This window comes from Burkholderia sp. BCC0506 (assembly GCF_902833145.1).
Taxonomy (GTDB): domain Bacteria; phylum Pseudomonadota; class Gammaproteobacteria; order Burkholderiales; family Burkholderiaceae; genus Burkholderia.
Genome location: NZ_CADFEN010000006.1, coordinates 416,761 through 434,145 on the forward strand (window position 1 = coordinate 416,761; position 17,385 = coordinate 434,145).

The 17,385-nt window shown below is 67.4% G+C and carries 16 protein-coding genes and 1 tRNA gene; 6 read left to right on the plus strand and 11 right to left on the minus strand.

All coding sequences use genetic code 11. The features are described 5' to 3' along the window. Positions 1–173: 173 nt before the first annotated feature. The gene (locus HWX62_RS17000; protein WP_175928132.1) at positions 174–1,226 is read left to right on the plus strand and encodes an NAD(P)-dependent alcohol dehydrogenase; all 1,053 of its coding nucleotides are present in this window, start codon (positions 174–176) and stop codon (positions 1,224–1,226) included. Between the two features lie 85 nt (positions 1,227–1,311). Here the strand turns inward: HWX62_RS17000 and HWX62_RS17005 are convergent, their stop codons facing one another. The 5 genes from HWX62_RS17005 to gatC form a co-directional block, all read right to left on the minus strand. Further along, positions 1,312–2,085 carry an exodeoxyribonuclease III gene (locus tag HWX62_RS17005; protein ID WP_175928133.1) on the minus strand — a complete coding sequence of 258 codons (774 nt, stop codon included), beginning with the start codon at positions 2,083–2,085 and terminating at the stop codon, positions 1,312–1,314. A 40-nt stretch (positions 2,086–2,125) separates the two neighbouring features. Then, positions 2,126–2,965 (minus strand): polyphosphate kinase 2 family protein, encoded by an 840-nt coding sequence (locus HWX62_RS17010; RefSeq protein WP_175928134.1) that lies wholly within the window; start codon positions 2,963–2,965, stop codon positions 2,126–2,128. Between the two features lie 118 nt (positions 2,966–3,083). Further along, positions 3,084–4,559: an Asp-tRNA(Asn)/Glu-tRNA(Gln) amidotransferase subunit GatB gene (gene gatB, locus HWX62_RS17015; protein ID WP_175928135.1), complete on the minus strand. Its 1,476-nt coding sequence runs from the start codon at positions 4,557–4,559 to the stop codon at positions 3,084–3,086. A gap of 4 nt (positions 4,560–4,563) precedes the next feature. Then, a complete protein-coding gene (gene gatA, locus HWX62_RS17020) occupies positions 4,564–6,054 on the minus strand; it encodes an Asp-tRNA(Asn)/Glu-tRNA(Gln) amidotransferase subunit GatA (RefSeq protein ID WP_175928136.1) in 1,491 nt (496 codons plus the stop codon). A gap of 69 nt (positions 6,055–6,123) precedes the next feature. Continuing rightward, on the minus strand, positions 6,124–6,423 hold the full coding sequence (gatC, locus tag HWX62_RS17025; RefSeq protein WP_124500610.1) for an Asp-tRNA(Asn)/Glu-tRNA(Gln) amidotransferase subunit GatC: 300 nt from the start codon (positions 6,421–6,423) through the stop codon (positions 6,124–6,126). Between the two features lie 367 nt (positions 6,424–6,790). Here gatC and HWX62_RS17030 point away from each other — a divergent pair, with 367 nt between their 5' ends. The 5 genes from HWX62_RS17030 (at position 6,791) to rodA (ending at position 13,090) form a co-directional block, all read left to right on the plus strand. Further along, entirely contained in the window at positions 6,791–7,834 is a 1,044-nt protein-coding gene (locus tag HWX62_RS17030; RefSeq protein ID WP_004189550.1) for a rod shape-determining protein, read from the plus strand. 138 nt (positions 7,835–7,972) lie between these two features. Further along, a complete protein-coding gene (gene mreC, locus HWX62_RS17035) occupies positions 7,973–9,049 on the plus strand; it encodes a rod shape-determining protein MreC (RefSeq protein ID WP_175928137.1) in 1,077 nt (358 codons plus the stop codon). Continuing rightward, positions 9,046–9,558: a rod shape-determining protein MreD gene (gene mreD / locus HWX62_RS17040; protein WP_006477476.1), complete on the plus strand. Its 513-nt coding sequence runs from the start codon at positions 9,046–9,048 to the stop codon at positions 9,556–9,558. Before mreC ends, mreD begins: the two co-directional genes overlap by 4 nt. A gap of 101 nt (positions 9,559–9,659) precedes the next feature. Next, complete coding sequence (gene mrdA, locus HWX62_RS17045; RefSeq protein WP_175928138.1) at positions 9,660–11,930, plus strand: penicillin-binding protein 2; 2,271 nt, start codon at positions 9,660–9,662, stop codon at positions 11,928–11,930. A gap of 11 nt (positions 11,931–11,941) precedes the next feature. Continuing rightward, entirely contained in the window at positions 11,942–13,090 is a 1,149-nt protein-coding gene (gene rodA, locus HWX62_RS17050; RefSeq protein WP_175928139.1) for a rod shape-determining protein RodA, read from the plus strand. A 65-nt stretch (positions 13,091–13,155) separates the two neighbouring features. Here the strand turns inward: rodA and HWX62_RS17055 are convergent, their stop codons facing one another. From HWX62_RS17055 to HWX62_RS17080, 6 genes are all read right to left on the minus strand, one after another. Beyond that, complete coding sequence (locus HWX62_RS17055) at positions 13,156–13,902, minus strand: tetratricopeptide repeat protein (protein ID WP_175928140.1); 747 nt, start codon at positions 13,900–13,902, stop codon at positions 13,156–13,158. Continuing rightward, positions 13,899–14,684 carry an HpcH/HpaI aldolase/citrate lyase family protein gene (locus tag HWX62_RS17060; RefSeq protein ID WP_175928141.1) on the minus strand — a complete coding sequence of 262 codons (786 nt, stop codon included), beginning with the start codon at positions 14,682–14,684 and terminating at the stop codon, positions 13,899–13,901. The genes HWX62_RS17055 and HWX62_RS17060 overlap by 4 nt, the downstream gene beginning before the upstream one ends. A gap of 346 nt (positions 14,685–15,030) precedes the next feature. Continuing rightward, positions 15,031–15,483 (minus strand): 6-carboxytetrahydropterin synthase QueD, encoded by a 453-nt coding sequence (queD, locus tag HWX62_RS17065; RefSeq protein ID WP_006482561.1) that lies wholly within the window; start codon positions 15,481–15,483, stop codon positions 15,031–15,033. 18 nt (positions 15,484–15,501) lie between these two features. Beyond that, a complete protein-coding gene (gene queE / locus HWX62_RS17070) occupies positions 15,502–16,134 on the minus strand; it encodes a 7-carboxy-7-deazaguanine synthase (protein ID WP_175928142.1) in 633 nt (210 codons plus the stop codon). Between the two features lie 75 nt (positions 16,135–16,209). Then, a complete protein-coding gene (queC, locus tag HWX62_RS17075) occupies positions 16,210–16,944 on the minus strand; it encodes a 7-cyano-7-deazaguanine synthase QueC (protein WP_059501429.1) in 735 nt (244 codons plus the stop codon). Positions 16,945–17,295: 351 nt separating this feature from the next. Continuing rightward, positions 17,296–17,371 (minus strand) — tRNA-Phe (locus tag HWX62_RS17080). Positions 17,372–17,385: the final 14 nt, after the last annotated feature.

The following is a 17,385-nucleotide window of genomic DNA, read 5'->3' on the forward strand; positions in this document are numbered from 1 at the left end:
GTGTTTTGACGGCCGTTCGCGGCAAATTCGAGAGGAATAGGCAAAGCTTCGAGACCTTCGTGTATTTCGCCGCGGCGCCGCGCTCCTTACGATGACGTCCTGTCTCGCCGCATCGCCACATGGTGCGGCGGCAGTCTGTTTCACCGGATGTTTTCCGGACAAGGAGCCATTGCATGAGCACGACCTATGCCTACGCGGCGACCGATTCGCAATCGCCGCTCGCCCCGTTCGAATTCCAGCGTCGCGCGCTGCGCGACCTCGACGTCCAGATCGACGTCCTCTACTGCGGCGTCTGCCACTCCGACCTGCACCAGGCGCGCAACGAATGGCGCAACACGATCTACCCGGTCGTACCGGGCCACGAAATCGTCGGCCGCGTGAGCGCGACCGGCCCGCAGGTCTCGCGCTTCAAGGTCGGCGAGCTGGTCGGCGTCGGCTGCCTCGTCGATTCGTGCCGCACCTGCGCGAGCTGTGAAGAGGGCCTCGAGCAGTATTGCGAGAACGGCTTCGTCGGCACCTACAACGGCCAGGATCGCGTGACGGGCGACATCACGTACGGCGGCTATTCGACGCAGCTGGTCGTCGACGAGGCGTTCGTGCTGCGCGTGCCGGACACACTCGACCCGGCCGGCGCCGCGCCGCTCCTGTGCGCGGGGATCACGACCTATTCGCCGCTGCGGCAGTGGAACGTCGGCCCCGGCAAGAAGGTCGGCATCGTCGGTCTCGGCGGCCTCGGCCACATGGGCGTGAAGCTGGCGCGCGCGATGGGCGCGCACGTCGTGCTGTTTACGACGTCGCCGTCGAAGATCGAGGACGGCAAGCGGCTCGGCGCGCATGAAGTCGTGATCTCGAAGGATGAAGCGCAGATGAACGCGCACCTGAACAGCTTCGACTTCATCCTGAACACGGTCGCCGCGCAGCACGACCTGAACCCGTTCCTCAACCTGCTCAAGCGCGACGGCACGATGACGCTCGTCGGCGCGCCGGAGCACGACCATCCGTCGCCGCAGGTGTTCAACCTGATCTTCAAGCGCCGCCGCCTCGCGGGCTCGCTGATCGGCGGAATCGCGGAAACGCAGGAAATGCTCGATTTCTGCGCGGAGCACGGGATCACGTCCGATATCGAGACGATTCCGATGCAGCAGATCAACGCCGCTTACGAGCGGATGCTGAAGAGCGACGTGAAGTACCGGTTCGTGATCGACATGGCGTCGCTCAAGCAGTAAGCGCCGCCCCAAACGAAACGGGCCGCCTGTCGAGAGGCGGCCCGTTTCGCATCCGGCGGCTACGCACGCGGTGCAGCGCCGGCCATCACTTCGTGTAGTCGTAGTCGACCGTCAGCGGCGCATGGTCGCTGAACTTGATGTCCTTGAAGATCGACGTGCTTTTTGCGGTACCGGCCACGCCCGGCGTCGCGATCTGGTAATCGATCCGCCACCCGACGTTCTTCGCGTACGCCTGGCCGCGGTTGCTCCACCACGTGTACTGCTCGGGGCGCGGGTCGAGCGTGCGGAACACGTCGACGTAGCCGACGTCGTCGAACAGCTTCGTGAGCCACTCGCGCTCTTCCGGCAGGCAGCCCGAGTTCTTCTGGTTGCTCTTCCAGTTCTTGATGTCGATTTCCTTGTGGACGATGTTCACGTCGCCGCACAGGATCACCTCGCGCTTCTTCTTCAGCGCGGCGAGGTGCGGCATGAATTCGGCCATGAAACGGAACTTCGCCTGCTGGCGCTCTTCGCCGCTCGAGCCGGACGGCACATACACCGACACGACCGACAGCTTGCCGTAGCGCGCCTCGACGTAGCGCCCTTCGGGATCGAACTCGCTGCTGCCGAAGCCGATGATCACGTCGTCGGGCTCGCGGCGGCTGTAGACGCCCGCGCCGCTGTAGCCTTTCTTCTCGGCGTGGTGGAAATAGCTCTTGAAGCCGTGCGGCTCGACGAATTCGGCCGGCAGGTCGTCGGCCGATACCTTGATTTCCTGCACGCACACGCAATCGGCGTTCTGTTCGCCGAGCCAGTCGAAGAAGCCCTTCTTCGCGGCGGAGCGGATGCCGTTCAGGTTGGCGGTGATCACTCGCATCATGTCGGTTCCGTTCAGTTCGATGTTTTTACAGGGTGGCAGCTTAACGGATCTTCACGCCTTCGAGCTCGGGCTTCGGCGGCGGGAATTCCAGCTTCATGTCGGTCATCGTGCGCAGCAGCAGCTCGGCGATCATCACGTTGCGGTGCGTCTTCGAGTTCGCCGGGATCACGTACCACGGCGCATGCTCGGCCGACGTCGCGGCGAGCGCGTCGCGGTACGCGGACTGATAGGCATCCCAGTGCTTGCGCGCGTCGAGATCGGAGATGTCGAACTTCCAGTGCTTGGTCGGATCGTCGATACGCGCCTGCAGCCGCGCGCGCTGCTCGTCCTTCGAGATGTGCAGGAAGCACTTGACGATGGTCGTGCCGTTCTCGAACAGCATCGTCTCGAAATCGCGGATCTGCCGGTAGCGGCGCTCGCACTCCTTGTCGCCGATCGCGCCGAGCACGCGCGGCACCAGGACGTCCTCGTAGTGGCTGCGGTTGAAGATCGCCAGTTCGCCGGCCGCCGGCACCTGCGCGTGCACGCGCCACAGGAAGTCGTGCGCGGCCTCGATCGGCGTCGGCGCCTTGAACGGCACGATGCGCAGGCCGAGCGGGTCGACCTCGCGAAACACCGCGCGCACGGTGCCGTCCTTGCCGCTGGTATCCATCCCCTGCAGCACGAGCAGCACGCGCTTCTTCTGCTGCGTGTGCAGGCGCTCCTGCTGCACGTCGAGCTCGGTCGACACGACCGACAGCCGTTCGCGGTCGGCCTCCTTCGAACCGGACGAAAACGGCTTCGCGGCCGGGTCGAACGCGTCGAGCCTGAATGCGGCGGCTTCCTTCTCGCGCGTGCTGTAAGGCACGCGGAAATCGTCGAGCGACGGTTGTTTGGCCATTCGTTCCTCCGTTGGACGGTGCGATGCATACGATAACGCATCCACCAAACGCAACGGGCCGCCCCGAACTGATTCGGAGCGGCCCGTCGTCAGGCGCGGTTCAGGCGCGCGCGCATGCTCAGCCGAGCTTCTTCTTCAGCAGTTCGTTGACCTGCTGCGGATTGGCCTTGCCCTTGGTCGCCTTCATCGCCTGGCCGATCAGCGCGTTGAACGCCTTTTCCTTGCCCGCGCGGAATTCCTCGACCGATTTCGCGTTCGCCGCGAGCACTTCGTCGATGATCGCTTCCAGCGCGCCGGTGTCGGAGATCTGCTTGAGGCCCTTCGCGTCGATGATGCGGTCGGCCGCGCCGTCGTCGGTCGCCTTCTCGTCCCAGATCGTCGCGAAGATTTCCTTCGCGATCTTGTTCGAGATCGTGCCGTCGGCGATGCGCTGCAGCAGCAGCGCGAGCTGCGCGGCCGACACCGGAATCGCGTCGATCTCGATGCCGTCGCGGTTCAGCTGCGACGACACGTCGCCCATCAGCCAGTTCGCGGCGATCTTCGCGTTCGCCGCGCCGGCCTTCGCGACCACCGACTCGAAGTACGCGGCCATCGCCTTGCTCGACGTCAGCACGCCCGCGTCGTACGCGGACACGCCGTACTCGTCGACGAAGCGCTGCTGCATCGCGGCCGGCAGCTCGGGCATGCCGGACTGCACGCGCTCGATCCAGTCCTGGCCGATCACGAGCGGCATCAGGTCGGGATCGGGGAAGTAGCGGTAGTCGTGCGCGTCTTCCTTGCTGCGCATCGAACGCGTCTCGCGCTTGTCCGGATCGTAGAGGCGCGTTTCCTGCACGACTTCGCCGCCGTCCTCGATCAGCTCGATCTGGCGACGCACTTCGTAGTTGATCGCTTCCTCGAGGAACCGGAACGAGTTCAGGTTCTTGATTTCCGCGCGCGTGCCGAACTTCTCCTGGCCGACCGGGCGCACCGACACGTTCGCGTCGCAGCGGAACGAGCCTTCCTGCATGTTGCCGTCGCAGATGCCGAGCCACACGACGAGCGCGTGCAGCGCCTTCGCGTACGCGACGGCCTCGGCCGCGCTGCGCATTTCCGGCTCGGTGACGATCTCGAGCAGCGGCGTGCCCGCACGGTTCAGGTCGATCCCGGTCATTCCGGCGAAGTCTTCATGCAGCGACTTGCCCGCGTCTTCCTCGAGGTGCGCACGGGTCAGGTTGACGGTCTTCTCGTACGCGGGCTTGCCGGCCTTCTCGTTGGCCGGCACCTGGATCGTGATCCGGCCGCCCTGCACGACCGGAATCTCGTACTGGCTGATCTGATAGCCCTTCGGCAGATCGGGGTAGAAATAATTCTTGCGCGCGAAGATGCTGCGCGGCGCGATGGTCGAGCCGATCGCGAGGCCGAAGCGGATCGCCCGCTCGACCGCGCCGCGGTTCAGCACCGGCAGCACGCCCGGCAACGCCAGGTCGACCGGGCACGCCTGCGTGTTCGGCTCGGCGCCGAACTGCGTCGATGCGCCCGAGAAGATCTTCGAGACGGTCGACAGTTGCGCGTGCGTCTCGAGACCGATAACGACTTCCCACTGAGTAGCCATGTGCTTACACCCCTGCCGGAACTTGCTTGTGCCAGTCGGTCGCGCGCTGGAACGCGTCGGCGACCTGCAGCATCCGGGCTTCGTTGAAATAGTTGCCGATGATCTGCAGGCCGACCGGGCGCTTCGCGTTCGCGCCCGCGCCGAAGCCGCACGGCACGCTCATGCCGGGCAGGCCCGCGAGGCTCACCGACAGCGTGTAGATATCCGCGAGATACATCTGCACCGGATCGTCGCCCTTCGCGCCGAGATCCCATGCGACCGTCGGCGACGCCGGGCCCATGATCACGTCGCAGGACTTGAACGCTTCCTGGAAATCGTTCGCGATGATGCGGCGGATCTTCTGCGCCTGCAGGTAGTACGCGTCGTAGTAGCCGTGCGACAGCACGTAGGTACCGACCAGGATCCGGCGCTTCACTTCAGGCCCGAAGCCTTCGGCGCGCGACTTCTTGTACATGTCGAGCAGGTCGCCGTACTGCGCGGCGCGGTGGCCGAAGCGCACGCCGTCGAAACGCGACAGGTTCGACGACGCTTCCGCCGGCGCGATCACGTAATACACGGGGATCGACAGTTCCGTCTTCGGCAGCGACACCGGCACGAGCGTCGCGCCGAGCGCTTCGTATTGCTTGAGCGCCGCGTCGATCGCCGCACGCACGTCGTCGGCGAGGCCGTCGCCGAAATACTCGTTCGGCAGACCGATGCGCACCCCCGCGAGCGGCTTGCCGGCATCGTTGCCGGCCGCCCACGGCTGGCCGAGGTGGCGCGTGAAGTCTTCGTCGTCGCGCTCGAGGCTCGTCGAGTCGCGCTCGTCGAAGCCCGCCATCGCGTTCAGCAGCAGCGCGCAGTCGGATGCGCTCTGCGCCATCGGGCCGCCCTGGTCGAGCGACGACGCGAACGCGATCATCCCGTAGCGCGACACGCGCCCGTAGGTCGGCTTGATACCCGTCACGCCCGCGAACGACGCGGGCTGGCGGATCGAGCCGCCGGTGTCGGTGCCGGTCGCGGCCGGCGCGAGGCGCGCGGCGACGGCCGCCGAGCTGCCGCCCGAGCTGCCGCCCGGCACCGCGTTCGTGTCCCACGGGTTCTTCACCGCGCCGAATGCGGAATTCTCGTTCGACGAGCCCATCGCGAACTCGTCCATGTTGGTCTTGCCGAGCGTGACCATGCCGGCCGCTTGCAGGCGGGCGACGACGGTCGCGTCGAACGGGCTCTCGTAATTCGCGAGCATCTTCGAGCCGGCGGTCGAGCGCCAGCCGCGCGTGACGAACACGTCCTTGTGCGCGATCGGCAGGCCGGTCAGCGCGCCGCCCGCGCCGCGGGCGAGCTCGGCATCGGCGGCTTTCGCCTGCGCGAGGGTAAGGTCGGCGTCGACGTGGACGAACGCGTTGAGGTCGCGCGCGGCGTCGATCCGTTTCAGATAGTGCTGCGCGAGCTCGACGGCCGAGCATTCCTTGGCGGCGAGCGCGGCGCGCAGTTCGGTCAGGCTTTTTGCGTGCATTGAGTGGTTTTCCTGGGAATTCTGGGTGGCGCGCGGCGCTGGACGGCCGGCGCGCTTGTCATCGAATGCTTACTCGATCACCTTCGGCACGAGATAGAGGCCGTCCTGGACGGCCGGCGCCGGACGCTGGTTGTCGTCGCGATCGACGACTTCCGTCACGGCGTCGTCGCGCAGGCGCTGCGCGACTTCCTGGATCTGTTCGATCGGGTGGGCGAGCGGCGCGATGCCGGCGGTGTCGACCGCCTGCATCTGCTCGACGAGGCCGAAGAATTCGTTGAGCTGGCCGAGCGTGTGCTCGGCGTCGGCGTCGGCCATTTCGAGTCGCGCCAGGTGCGCGATGCGTTTCACATCGGTCAGGGTCAGGGCCATGCGATCACCGGAAAAACAAGGCTGCGCAGCGCATCGAAAGCAGCGCTGCGGCGGGGGGTTGGAGGGTGCGATCCCACCCTCAAAAATCGGGGCCGAAGCGGCAAAAATACCGCCCGTTTCGATTCAAATACCGTGAAATTATAAGGTATCATTACGCGTTCGACCCAAACCCGGCAGCCTTTTCCCGCACCGTTTCGCCCTGTTTCGGCAAGCCGTGCGTGCTTCGTGCGATCCCCGGTAGACATCACTCGCAGCTTCGTGCGCCGCGGCGGCCGCTTCCGCCACGCTTCCCGAGGCTGTTATTTTTTCCGCTGCCGCCCTCAGCGCTCGCTATGCAGGGCCGGCCCAGAGCGAAACAGGATTCTGAATGTTCGGTTTTTTGCGCAGCTACTTCTCCAACGATCTCGCGATCGACCTCGGCACCGCAAACACCCTGATCTACATGCGCGGCAAGGGCATCGTGCTCGATGAGCCGTCCGTCGTGTCGATCCGCCAGGAAGGCGGCCCCAACGGCAAGAAGACGATCCAGGCGGTCGGCAAGGAAGCCAAGCAGATGCTCGGCAAGGTGCCGGGCAACATCGAGGCGATCCGCCCGATGAAGGACGGCGTGATCGCCGACTTCACCGTCACCGAGCAGATGATCAAGCAGTTCATCAAGACGGCCCACGAGTCGCGCATGTTCTCGCCGTCGCCGCGCATCATCATCTGCGTGCCGTGCGGGTCGACCCAGGTCGAGCGCCGCGCGATCAAGGAAGCGGCGCACGGCGCCGGCGCGTCGCAGGTCTACCTGATCGAGGAGCCGATGGCGGCCGCGATCGGCGCGGGCCTGCCGGTATCGGAAGCGACCGGCTCGATGGTCGTCGACATCGGCGGCGGCACGACCGAAGTCGGCGTGATCTCGCTCGGCGGCATCGTGTACAAGGGCTCGGTGCGCGTCGGCGGCGACAAGTTCGACGAGGCGATCGTCAACTACATCCGCCGCAACTACGGGATGCTGATCGGCGAGCAGACCGCCGAGGCGATCAAGAAGGAAATCGGCTCCGCGTTCCCGGGCTCGGAAGTCAAGGAAATGGAAGTGAAGGGCCGCAACCTGTCGGAAGGCATTCCGCGCAGCTTCACGATCTCCAGCAACGAAATCCTCGAGGCGCTGACCGATCCGCTGAACCAGATCGTGTCGTCGGTGAAGATCGCGCTCGAACAGACGCCGCCGGAACTCGGCGCCGACATCGCCGAACGCGGGATGATGCTGACGGGCGGCGGCGCGCTGCTGCGCGACCTCGATCGCCTGCTCGCGGAAGAAACCGGCCTGCCGGTGCTCGTCGCCGAAGATCCGCTCACCTGCGTCGTGCGCGGCTCGGGCATGGCGCTCGAGCGCATGGACAAGCTGGGCAGCATCTTCTCGTACGAGTGATCGCCGAGTGATCGCCTAGGCAGTCCCGTTTGATATGACGCACCCGCGGCGTGGCCGGATCGCTCGTTCAGAACGAACCGCCGCGCCGTTTGCGCGTCTGAGCATTATTTAACCGATCACACGCGCCCGGCGCCGACCATGGAATACAGTCCGCCGCCCCTCTTCAAGCAAGGTCCGCCCGCGCTCGCGCGGCTCATCTTCTTCGTCGCCCTCGCCATCGCGCTCCTCGTGTCGGACGCGCGCTTCAGCACGCTCGAAATCGTGCGCGGCGTGCTCGGCACCGTGCTGTACCCGCTGCAACGCGCGGCGCTCGTGCCGCGCGACCTGTTCATGGGCGCGGCCGACCTCGCCGTCACCGGTGCGACGCTGCGCCACGAGAACGACGCTCTCCGCAAGCGCAACCTGCAACTGTCCACACAGGCCAACCAGGCCGCCGTACTCACGCAGGAAAACGCGCACCTGCGCGCGGTGCTCGAACTGCGCCAGCACATCGCGACGCAATCGACGCCGGTCGAGATCCAGTACGACACGAGCGATCCGTTCACGCAGAAGATCGTGATCGGGCAAGGCTCGCAGCAAGGCATCCAGGACGGTTCGCCCGTGGTCAGCGAAGACGGCGTGATCGGCCAGGTCACGCGCGTGTTCCCGCTGCAATCCGAAGTCACGCTGGTCACCGACCGCGATCTCGCGATTCCCGTGCAGGTGCTGCGCACCGGCCTGCGCAGCGTGATCTACGGCACGCCGAAGGGCGATTCGCTCGACCTGCGCTTCGTGCCGACGAGCGCGGATCTCGTCGCCGGCGACGAGCTCGTCACGAGCGGCCTCGACGGCGTCTATCCGCCGGGCCTGCCGGTCGCGAAGGTCGTGCGCGTCGACAAGCTCGCCGATACCGCGTTCGCCCGTGTGACCTGCGCGCCGGTCGCGGCCGTGCGCGGCGCGCGCCAGATGCTCGTGCTGCATTACCGCAACGACATCCCGCCGCGCCCGGCGGAGCCCGATCCCGCCGCCGAGAAGAACGCGAAGGGCAAGAAGGGCGCGAAAGCCGCCGCGAAGGGCGAGAAGGCAGAGAAAACCGACAAGGCCGACGCGAACGCGAAACCGGCCGCCGCGACCCAGCCCGCCGGCGCGAACCCGGCACCGGCCGCTGCCGCACCGGCCAAGCCGGCCGCCGCGCCCGCGAAGCCCGCCGCCGGGCAATCAGGAGCCCAGCGATGAACCGCCCGCAATACATCCTGCAGCCGGTCAATCCGTACTTCATCGTCTTCAGCCTCGCCGCCGCGTTCCTGCTGAACCTGATGCCGTGGGGCCGCCTGCCCGGCGTGCCCGACTTCGTCGCGCTCGTGCTGCTGTTCTGGAACATCCACCAGCCGCGCAAGGTCGGGATGGGCGTCGCGTTCGCGCTCGGCATCCTGATGGACGTGCACGACGCGGGGCTGCTCGGCGAGCACGCGCTCGCCTATACGCTGCTGTCGTACGGCGCGATCACGATCCACCGCCGCGTGCTGTGGATGCCGATCGGCGTGCAGGTGCTGTACGTCACGCCGCTGCTCGTCGCCGCGCAGCTCGTGCCGTTCGTGATCCGCCTGCTGATGGGCGCCGCGTTCCCCGGCTGGCGCTACCTCGTCGACGGTTTCGTCGAAGCCGCGCTGTGGCCGATCGCGAGCCACCTGCTGCTGATGCCGCAACGCCGCCCGGTCGACCCGGACGATACGCGCCCGATCTGAGCCGGACCGATCTTGAATACCCGCCGCCCCCACGCCCGCCGCGCGCCGCGCTCCGGGGCGGCCCCTCGCCCGTGCCCGCGCGCGGGCCAGATTGCGCTTAAATGACCGAATTCAACGACACCCAACAGCAGCTCTCGAAGTTCCGCCTGCGCGTCGCGGCGGCGGGCGTGTTCGTGTTCGTCTGCTTCGGGCTGCTCGCGAGCCGCTTCTTCTACCTGCAGCTGATGCAGCACGGCAAATACGCGCTGCAGGCCGAGGAAAACCGCATCTCGGTCGCACCGATCGTGCCGAACCGCGGCATCATCACCGACCGCAACGGCGTGATCCTCGCGAAGAACTACTCGGCGTACACGCTCGAGATCACGCCGTCGAAGCTCGACGACACGCTCGACAACACGATCGACAAGCTGTCCGAGATCGTCCCGATCGACGCACGCGACCGCCGCCGCTTCAAGAAGCTGCAGGAAGACTCGAAGAACTTCGAGAGCCTGCCGATCCGCACGCGGCTCACCGACGCCGAAGTCGCGCGCTTCACCGCGCAGCGTTTCCGCTTCCCCGGCGTCGACGTGCGCGCGCGGCTGTTCCGCCAGTACCCGCTCGGCATGACGGCCGCGCACGTGATCGGCTATATCGGCCGGATCTCGAAGCGCGACCAGGATCGCATCGACGCGATGAGCGACGACAACGACAGCGACCAGGAGCACTACGATCCGCGCCGCGACGCGAACAACTACAAGGGCACCGACTACATCGGCAAGATCGGCGTCGAGCAGAGCTACGAGACCGAACTGCACGGGCTGACGGGCTTCGAGGAAGTCGAGGTGACGGCCGGCGGCCGGCCGGTGCGCACGCTGTCGCGCACGCAGGCGACGCCCGGCAACAACCTCGTGCTGTCGCTCGACATCGGCCTGCAGCAGGTCGCCGAGCAGGCGTTCGCCGGCAAGCGCGGCGCGCTCGTCGCGATCGAGCCGAAGACGGGCGACGTGCTCGCGTTCGTGTCGTCGCCGAGCTTCGACCCGAACTCGTTCGTCGACGGCATCGACCAGCAGACCTGGGACGAGCTGAACAACTCGCCCGACAAGCCGCTGCTGAACCGCCCGCTGCACGGCACCTACCCGCCCGGCTCGACGTACAAGCCGTTCATGGCGCTCGCGGGCCTGACGCTCGGCAAGCGCACGCCGGGCTGGGGCTTCCAGGACCCGGGCTACTTCACGTTCGGCGGCCACACGTTCCGCAACGACGTGCGCTCGGGCCAGGGCTGGGTCGACATGAACAAGGCGATCATGGTGTCGAACGACACCTACTTCTACATGCTCGCGCGCGACCTCGGCGTGAACGCGATCGCGAACTTCATGAAGCCGTTCGGCTTCGGCCAGATCACCGGCATCGACATCCAGGGCGAGGCGCGCGGGATCCTGCCGTCGACCGACTGGAAGAAGAAGGCGTTCAAGAAGGCCGCGCAGCAGAAGTGGTTCGACGGCGAGACGATCAGCCTCGGGATCGGCCAGGGCTACAACTCGTTCACGATCCTGCAGCTCGCGCATGCCACGGCAACGCTCGCGAACAACGGCGTCGTGATGAAGCCTCACCTCGTGAAGGAAGTCGAGGATCCGATCTCGCGCGCGCGCCATCTGACCGTGCCGAAGGAAAGCGAGGTGATCCCGCTGAAGGCGGCCGACATCGACGTCGTGAAGCGCGGGATGGAGAACGTGATCGAGAACCCGTCCGGCACCGCGTACAAGGTGTTCCGCGGCGCGCCGTACCTCGCCGCCGGCAAGACCGGTACCGCGCAGGTGTTCTCGCTGCAAGGCTCGAACTACAAGGGCCACCTGCTCGCCGAGCACCTGCGCGACCACGCGCTGTTCATCGCGTATGCGCCGGTCGACCACCCGCAGATCGCGCTCGCGCTGGTCGTCGAGAACGGCGGCTGGGGTGCCCAGGCCGCCGGCCCGATCGCGCGACGCGTGCTCGACTACTACCTGGTCGAGCGCCAGAACCCGAAGAACGAAGCCGCGGCCGTGGCCGCCGCGGCGTCGGCGACCGAGCCGGTGAGCGCGCCGGTGGTCGGTGACACGTCGAAGCCGGCCACGATCGCGGCCGGCTTCACCGCGCTGCCGCAGCCGGTCGTGCCGTCGGCCGCCAGCGCGGCCGAGGCCGCGTCGGGTGCCTCGGGCGCGGCGGGCGCCAGCGCCACGGCGCCGGCCGACGCGAGCGCCGCGGCGCCGATGCCCGCGAGCCTGCCGCCGATCCGGCGCCCGCACCGGCCGCGCCGGCCCGCCAGCGACGCGCAGCCGCTCGCCGCCGCGCCGCGGGACGACAACCATCGTGCGACGGCCCCCGCGAAAGCGGTGGACGCCGGCACCGCTCATTAACGGAGAAAGGCATGCAATTCGACAAGCGCGCCTGGCTCGACAAGATCAAGCAGATGTTCGCGGGCTTCGACCGCCCGCTCGCCCTCATCGTGTTCCTGCTGCTGTGCGTCGGCATCGTCACGCTGTACAGCGCGTCGATCGACATGCCGGGCCGCGTCGAGGACCAGTTGCGCAACATCCTGCTGACGTTCGTGCTGATGTGGGTGATCGCCAACATCCCGCCGACCACGCTGATGCGCTTCGCGGTCCCGCTCTACACGTTCGGGGTCACGCTGCTGATTGCCGTCGCGCTGTTCGGGATGACCAAGAAGGGCGCGAAGCGCTGGCTGAACGTCGGCGTCGTGATCCAGCCGTCGGAAATCCTCAAGATCGCGACGCCGCTGATGCTCGCGTGGTACTACCAGCGCCGCGAGGGCGGGCTGCGCTGGTACGACTTCGTCGCCGCGTTCGGGATCCTGCTGGTGCCGGTCGGGCTGATCGCGAAGCAGCCCGACCTCGGCACCGGCCTGCTCGTGTTCGCGGCCGGCTTCTTCGTGATCTACCTCGCCGGCCTGTCGTTCAAGCTGATCGTGCCCGTGCTCGTCGCGGGCGTGATCGCGGTCGGCTCGATCGCCGTGTTCGAGGAACGCATCTGCCAGCCCGAAGTACAGTGGCCGCTGATGCACGACTACCAGAAACACCGGGTGTGCACGCTGCTCGACCCGACGTCCGACCCGCTCGGCAAGGGCTTCCACACGATCCAGGCCGTGATCGCGATCGGCTCGGGCGGCGTGCTCGGCAAGGGCTACCTGAAAGGCACGCAGGCGCACCTCGAATTCATTCCGGAAAAGCACACCGACTTCATCTTCGCGGTGTTCTCGGAGGAATGGGGGCTCGCCGGCGGGCTCGTGCTGCTCACGCTGTACATGTCGCTGATCGCGCGCGGGCTCTACATCGCCGCGCAGGGCGCGACGCTGTTCGGCCGGCTGCTCGCGGGTTCGCTCACGCTCGCGTTCTTCGTCTACGCGTTCGTCAACATCGGGATGGTGAGCGGCGTGCTGCCGGTCGTCGGCGTGCCGCTGCCGTTCATGAGCTACGGCGGCACCGCGCTCACGACGCTCGGCATCGCGATCGGGATGATCATGAGCGTCGGCCGGCAGCGGCGGCTGATGAAGAGCTGACCGCGGCCTGCACCGCCACACACGAACACGGCGCCGAGGCGCCGTTTTTCATTGGGCGGGGCCGCTCACTGCGGCGGCGCATGCGGCTTGCCCGGCTCCGCGCCGGCGCCCGATGCCGGCGCCTTCAGCCGCGCGCTCAGCTCCTTGAATTTCATCCCGGCGGTCTCGTCGCCCTGCGCGGCCGCCGCCGCGTAATACGCCCGCGCGATGTTCAGGTTCTGCGCGACGCCGTCGCCGCCGCGCTCGTAGAACGACGCGGTCACGTACTGTGCGGTCGGCTCGCCCGCGTCGGCGGCCTGCTTGTACCACGCGAACGCCTGCCGGTTGTCGCGCGGCGTGCCGCGCCCGTCGAGGAACTGGTTCGCGAGCGACAGTTCGGCCTGCACGTGCCCCTGCTTCGCGGCCCGCAGGAACCAGCGATGCGCTTCAGCCGGATTGCGCGCGACGAACTCGCCATCGTCGAACATCCGGCCGTACACGTACTGCGCATGCGACATGTTCGCTTCCGCCGCGCGCTTGAGCCAGCGCAGCCCTTCGTCGACGTTCGCCGTCACGCCTTCGCCCGTCAGCAGCATCATCGCGTAATTGAACTGCGCGAGGCGATCGCCGCGCTCGGCCGCATCGTGGAACTGCACGAGCGCCGCGCGATAGTCGCCGGCGTTGTAGTCGGCGACCGCCGATTGCGTCTCGCGCGACGGATCGGGCTTCGCTTGCGGCGCGCCCTGCGCGGCGGCCGCCGCCCATACGGCCCACAGGCCGACCATCGCCCCGATTCGCGCGCGCCTGAGGCACGCACCGTCTGCGCCGTTCATGACCGTACCTCCTGCAGCGCCTGCCGCGTCGCGCGCAACAGCCAGCTCACGTCGGCCGACACCGCGATCATCCGGTAGCCGGCCTCGCGATACTGGCGCGCGGCCGCCGTATCGCCCGCGAAGATGCCGACCGCGACGCCCGCCTGCTTGCCGGCCGCGAGCACCCGCGCCACCGCGGTTTCGACGTCCGGGTGACGGATATCGCCGAGATGGCCGAGGCTCGCCGCGAGATCGGCCGGGCCGACGAACAGGCAATCGACGCCGGGCGTCGCCGCGATCCGCTCGACTTCGTCGACGCCGCGCGCCGATTCGATCTGCACGACCACCGCGACTTGCGCATTCGCCGTCTGCAGGTAGTCGCGGCGCATGCCGAACGCCGCCGCGCGTACCATGCCCGCGACGCCGCGCAGCCCGTCGGGCGTGTCGGGCGACGGGAAGCGCGTGAGCCGCACCGCGTGCGCGGCGTCGTCGGGCGTCTCGATGCACGGGAACATCAGCGTGCGCGCGCCGGCGTCGAGCGCGCGCTTCACGAGCCACGGCTCGCGCGCCGGCACGCGCACGACGGGCTCGCTCGGCAGGTGCGCCGCGGCAATCGCGCGCAGTTGCGACGCCACGTCGCGACTGTCGTTCGGCGCATGCTCCATGTCGATGCAGAGCCAGTCGTAACCGGCATGCGCGAGCGCTTCCGCGGCCGATTCGCTGCCGAGCGACAGCCACAGGCCGTACAGCGGCTCGTCACCGTCGCGCAGGCGTTGTTTGAGGGAATTGGTGAGCGTGCTCATCGATACGGCCTCCGGAACGGCAATCGAACGGGACCAGCAACAGGCGAAGCGGAACGCACGCCGCCGGGCAACCGCAGCACGGCGGTGGCAGATTACGCGCCGGAGAACGTGAGTCGGCCCGGCACGGCCGATCTGACAGCGCGGGCCGCGCAATGGGTCATGCGAGCGTTGTTCGGCGCCGCACGACGATCATAGCGCGGCGGCATGCGGAATGCGGGAACCGACGGAGGGAAGCCGTGCCGACGCGCAGGCAGACGCGGCGGCGGGGCGCAAGGGAAGGCGACGCCGCAAGGCGCGGCGACGGGCAGCCCGCGCCGCACGGCATGGGCTGCCGGGGAAGGCAGGATCAGCGGCCGGGCTGGCGCTCGACGTCGGCCCAGCAGTTCGGCGTTTCGTACAGACGCACGCGCTCGAGGCGCAGGTTCACGCCGTAGTGCGCGTCGTACACGTTCGCGAGCAGGTCGAACGCGATCGCCGCGAGGTTTTCGACGGTCGGGATCCGGTCGATCACGACGGTCTTGTGGTCGGCCATCTGCTCGAGGAACGAGCGCACGACCTCGTCGCGCGCGTAGACGAGGAACGCGTGGTCCCACTTGCTGACGAGGTGCTCCATCGCGAGCGCCTTCACGTCGGCGAAATCCATCACCATGCCGCGGTCGGGCGCCCCCTCGGTATCGACGAGATCGCCGCGCAGCGTGATTTCGAGCACGTAGCGATGGCCGTGCAGGTTCCTGCACTGGCTGCGGTGATCGGGAATGCGGTGGCCCGCGTCGAATTCGAGTTTTCGGGTAATCAGCACGATGTCAAAAGCCGTGGCTCAGGGAATGTTCAGATATTTGTGGGTCTGCATCGACAGCCGCCACTGCGGATGACGCTTGCACCAGTCGATCGCGAGCTTCGTGTTGAGGTCGCGCGACGGGCCGTCCATCGGCTGGACGAGGAAATATTCGAAGTCGAGCTTCGCGTAATCGGCGAGCCGCTGGTTGTCCTGCGGCACGACGACCTTCAGTTCGTTGCCCTTCGTGACGACGAGCGGCGCATCGGCCTTCGGGCTCACGCAGATCCAGTCGATCGATTCGAGCACGGGCAGCGAACCGTTGGTCTCGATCGCGATCTCGAAGCCCGCCGCATGCAGCGCGTCGACGAGCGGCTGGTCGAGCTGCAGCATCGGCTCGCCGCCCGTGCAGACGACGAAGCGGTGCGCTTCGCCGTCCGGCCACAGGCCGGCGATCGTCGCGACGAGCGCCGCGGCGTCCTTGAACTTGCCGCCGTTCTCGCCGTCGGTGCCGACGAAGTCCGTATCGCAGAAGCGGCACACGGCCTCCGCACGATCCTCCTCGCGGCCCGACCACAGGTTGCAGCCGGCGAACCGGCAGAACACGGCCGGCCGGCCCGCGTTCGCGCCCTCGCCCTGCAACGTGTAGAAAATTTCCTTGACCGCGTAAGTCATCGTGCTTCGTCCGGCTCGCGCCGCTCGTTGTCGATCAGAATCCGTTGTCCATCAAGCGCTGCCCGCGCCGCCGCGTCACAGCGGCGCTTCGGTCACCCGCTCGCCCTTCAGGTAGGCTTCGTAGCCGCGCTTGCGCAGCTTGCACGCCGGGCATTCGCCGCAGCCGAAGCCCCAGTCGTGCAATTCCGCGCGCTCGCCCACGTAGCACGTGTGCGTCTCGACGCGGATCAGCTCGACGAGCGCCTCGCCGCCGAGCTGTTCGGCGAGCTGCCAGGTCTGCGCCTTGTCGAGCCACATCAGCGGCGTCTCGAGCACCATGCGCGTGTCCATCCCGAGATTCAGCGCGACCTGCAGCGCCTTCATCGTGTCGTCGCGGCAGTCGGGATAGCCGGAAAAATCGGTCTCGCACATCCCGCCGACCAGCACGCGCAGCCCGCGGCGATAGGCGATCGCCGCGGCGATCGTCATGAACATCAGGTTGCGGCCCGGCACGAACGTGTTCGGCAGGCCGTTCGCCGCCGTCTCGATCTCGATCGTGCGCGTCATCGCGGTATCGCTGATCGCGCCGAGCACCGACAGGTCGATCATGTGATCGTCGCCGAGCCGGTCCGACCACGCCGGAAACTTGCGCTTCAGCGCTTCGCGCACGCCTTCGCGACACTCGAGTTCGACGCGATGACGCTGCCCGTAATCGAAGCCGAGCGTCTCGACCGTCTGGTAGCGTTCGAGGGCCCACGCCACGCACGTGGCCGAGTCCTGCCCGCCGGAAAACAACACGAGCGCGCCGTCTTTAGCGTCTGTCCGAATCACCGTGATACTCCGTGAATGTGTAGGCTCGCGTCGCGCTGCGTCCCGAGGCCGGCGGCCGCCGGACGGCCCGACGCGGCCGGCCTGCGCCGGCTCGACCAGTATAGGCAGCGCGGTCGGCCGCGAATGCGGCGGCGCGCTTATACCGCTCATCGCGCGGCATCGTTGCCGCGCGCCACGGCAGGCGCGCCGCGGGCAGCCTGCCATGCGCATGAAGCGATGCGCTAAGTCATTGAGCGGGCACGGATTTTATCATGCCCCGGCGAATGCTGCCGGGCCCGCCGCCCACCTCACGCAATACCCACCACAAACGAAAAACCCCAAGAACCTTCCGATTCTTGGGGTTTTAAATGCTGGTGGCCTGGGACGGAATCGAACCATCGACACGCGGATTTTCAATCCGCTGCTCTACCAACTGAGCTACCGGGCCAACGAAGAATGAAA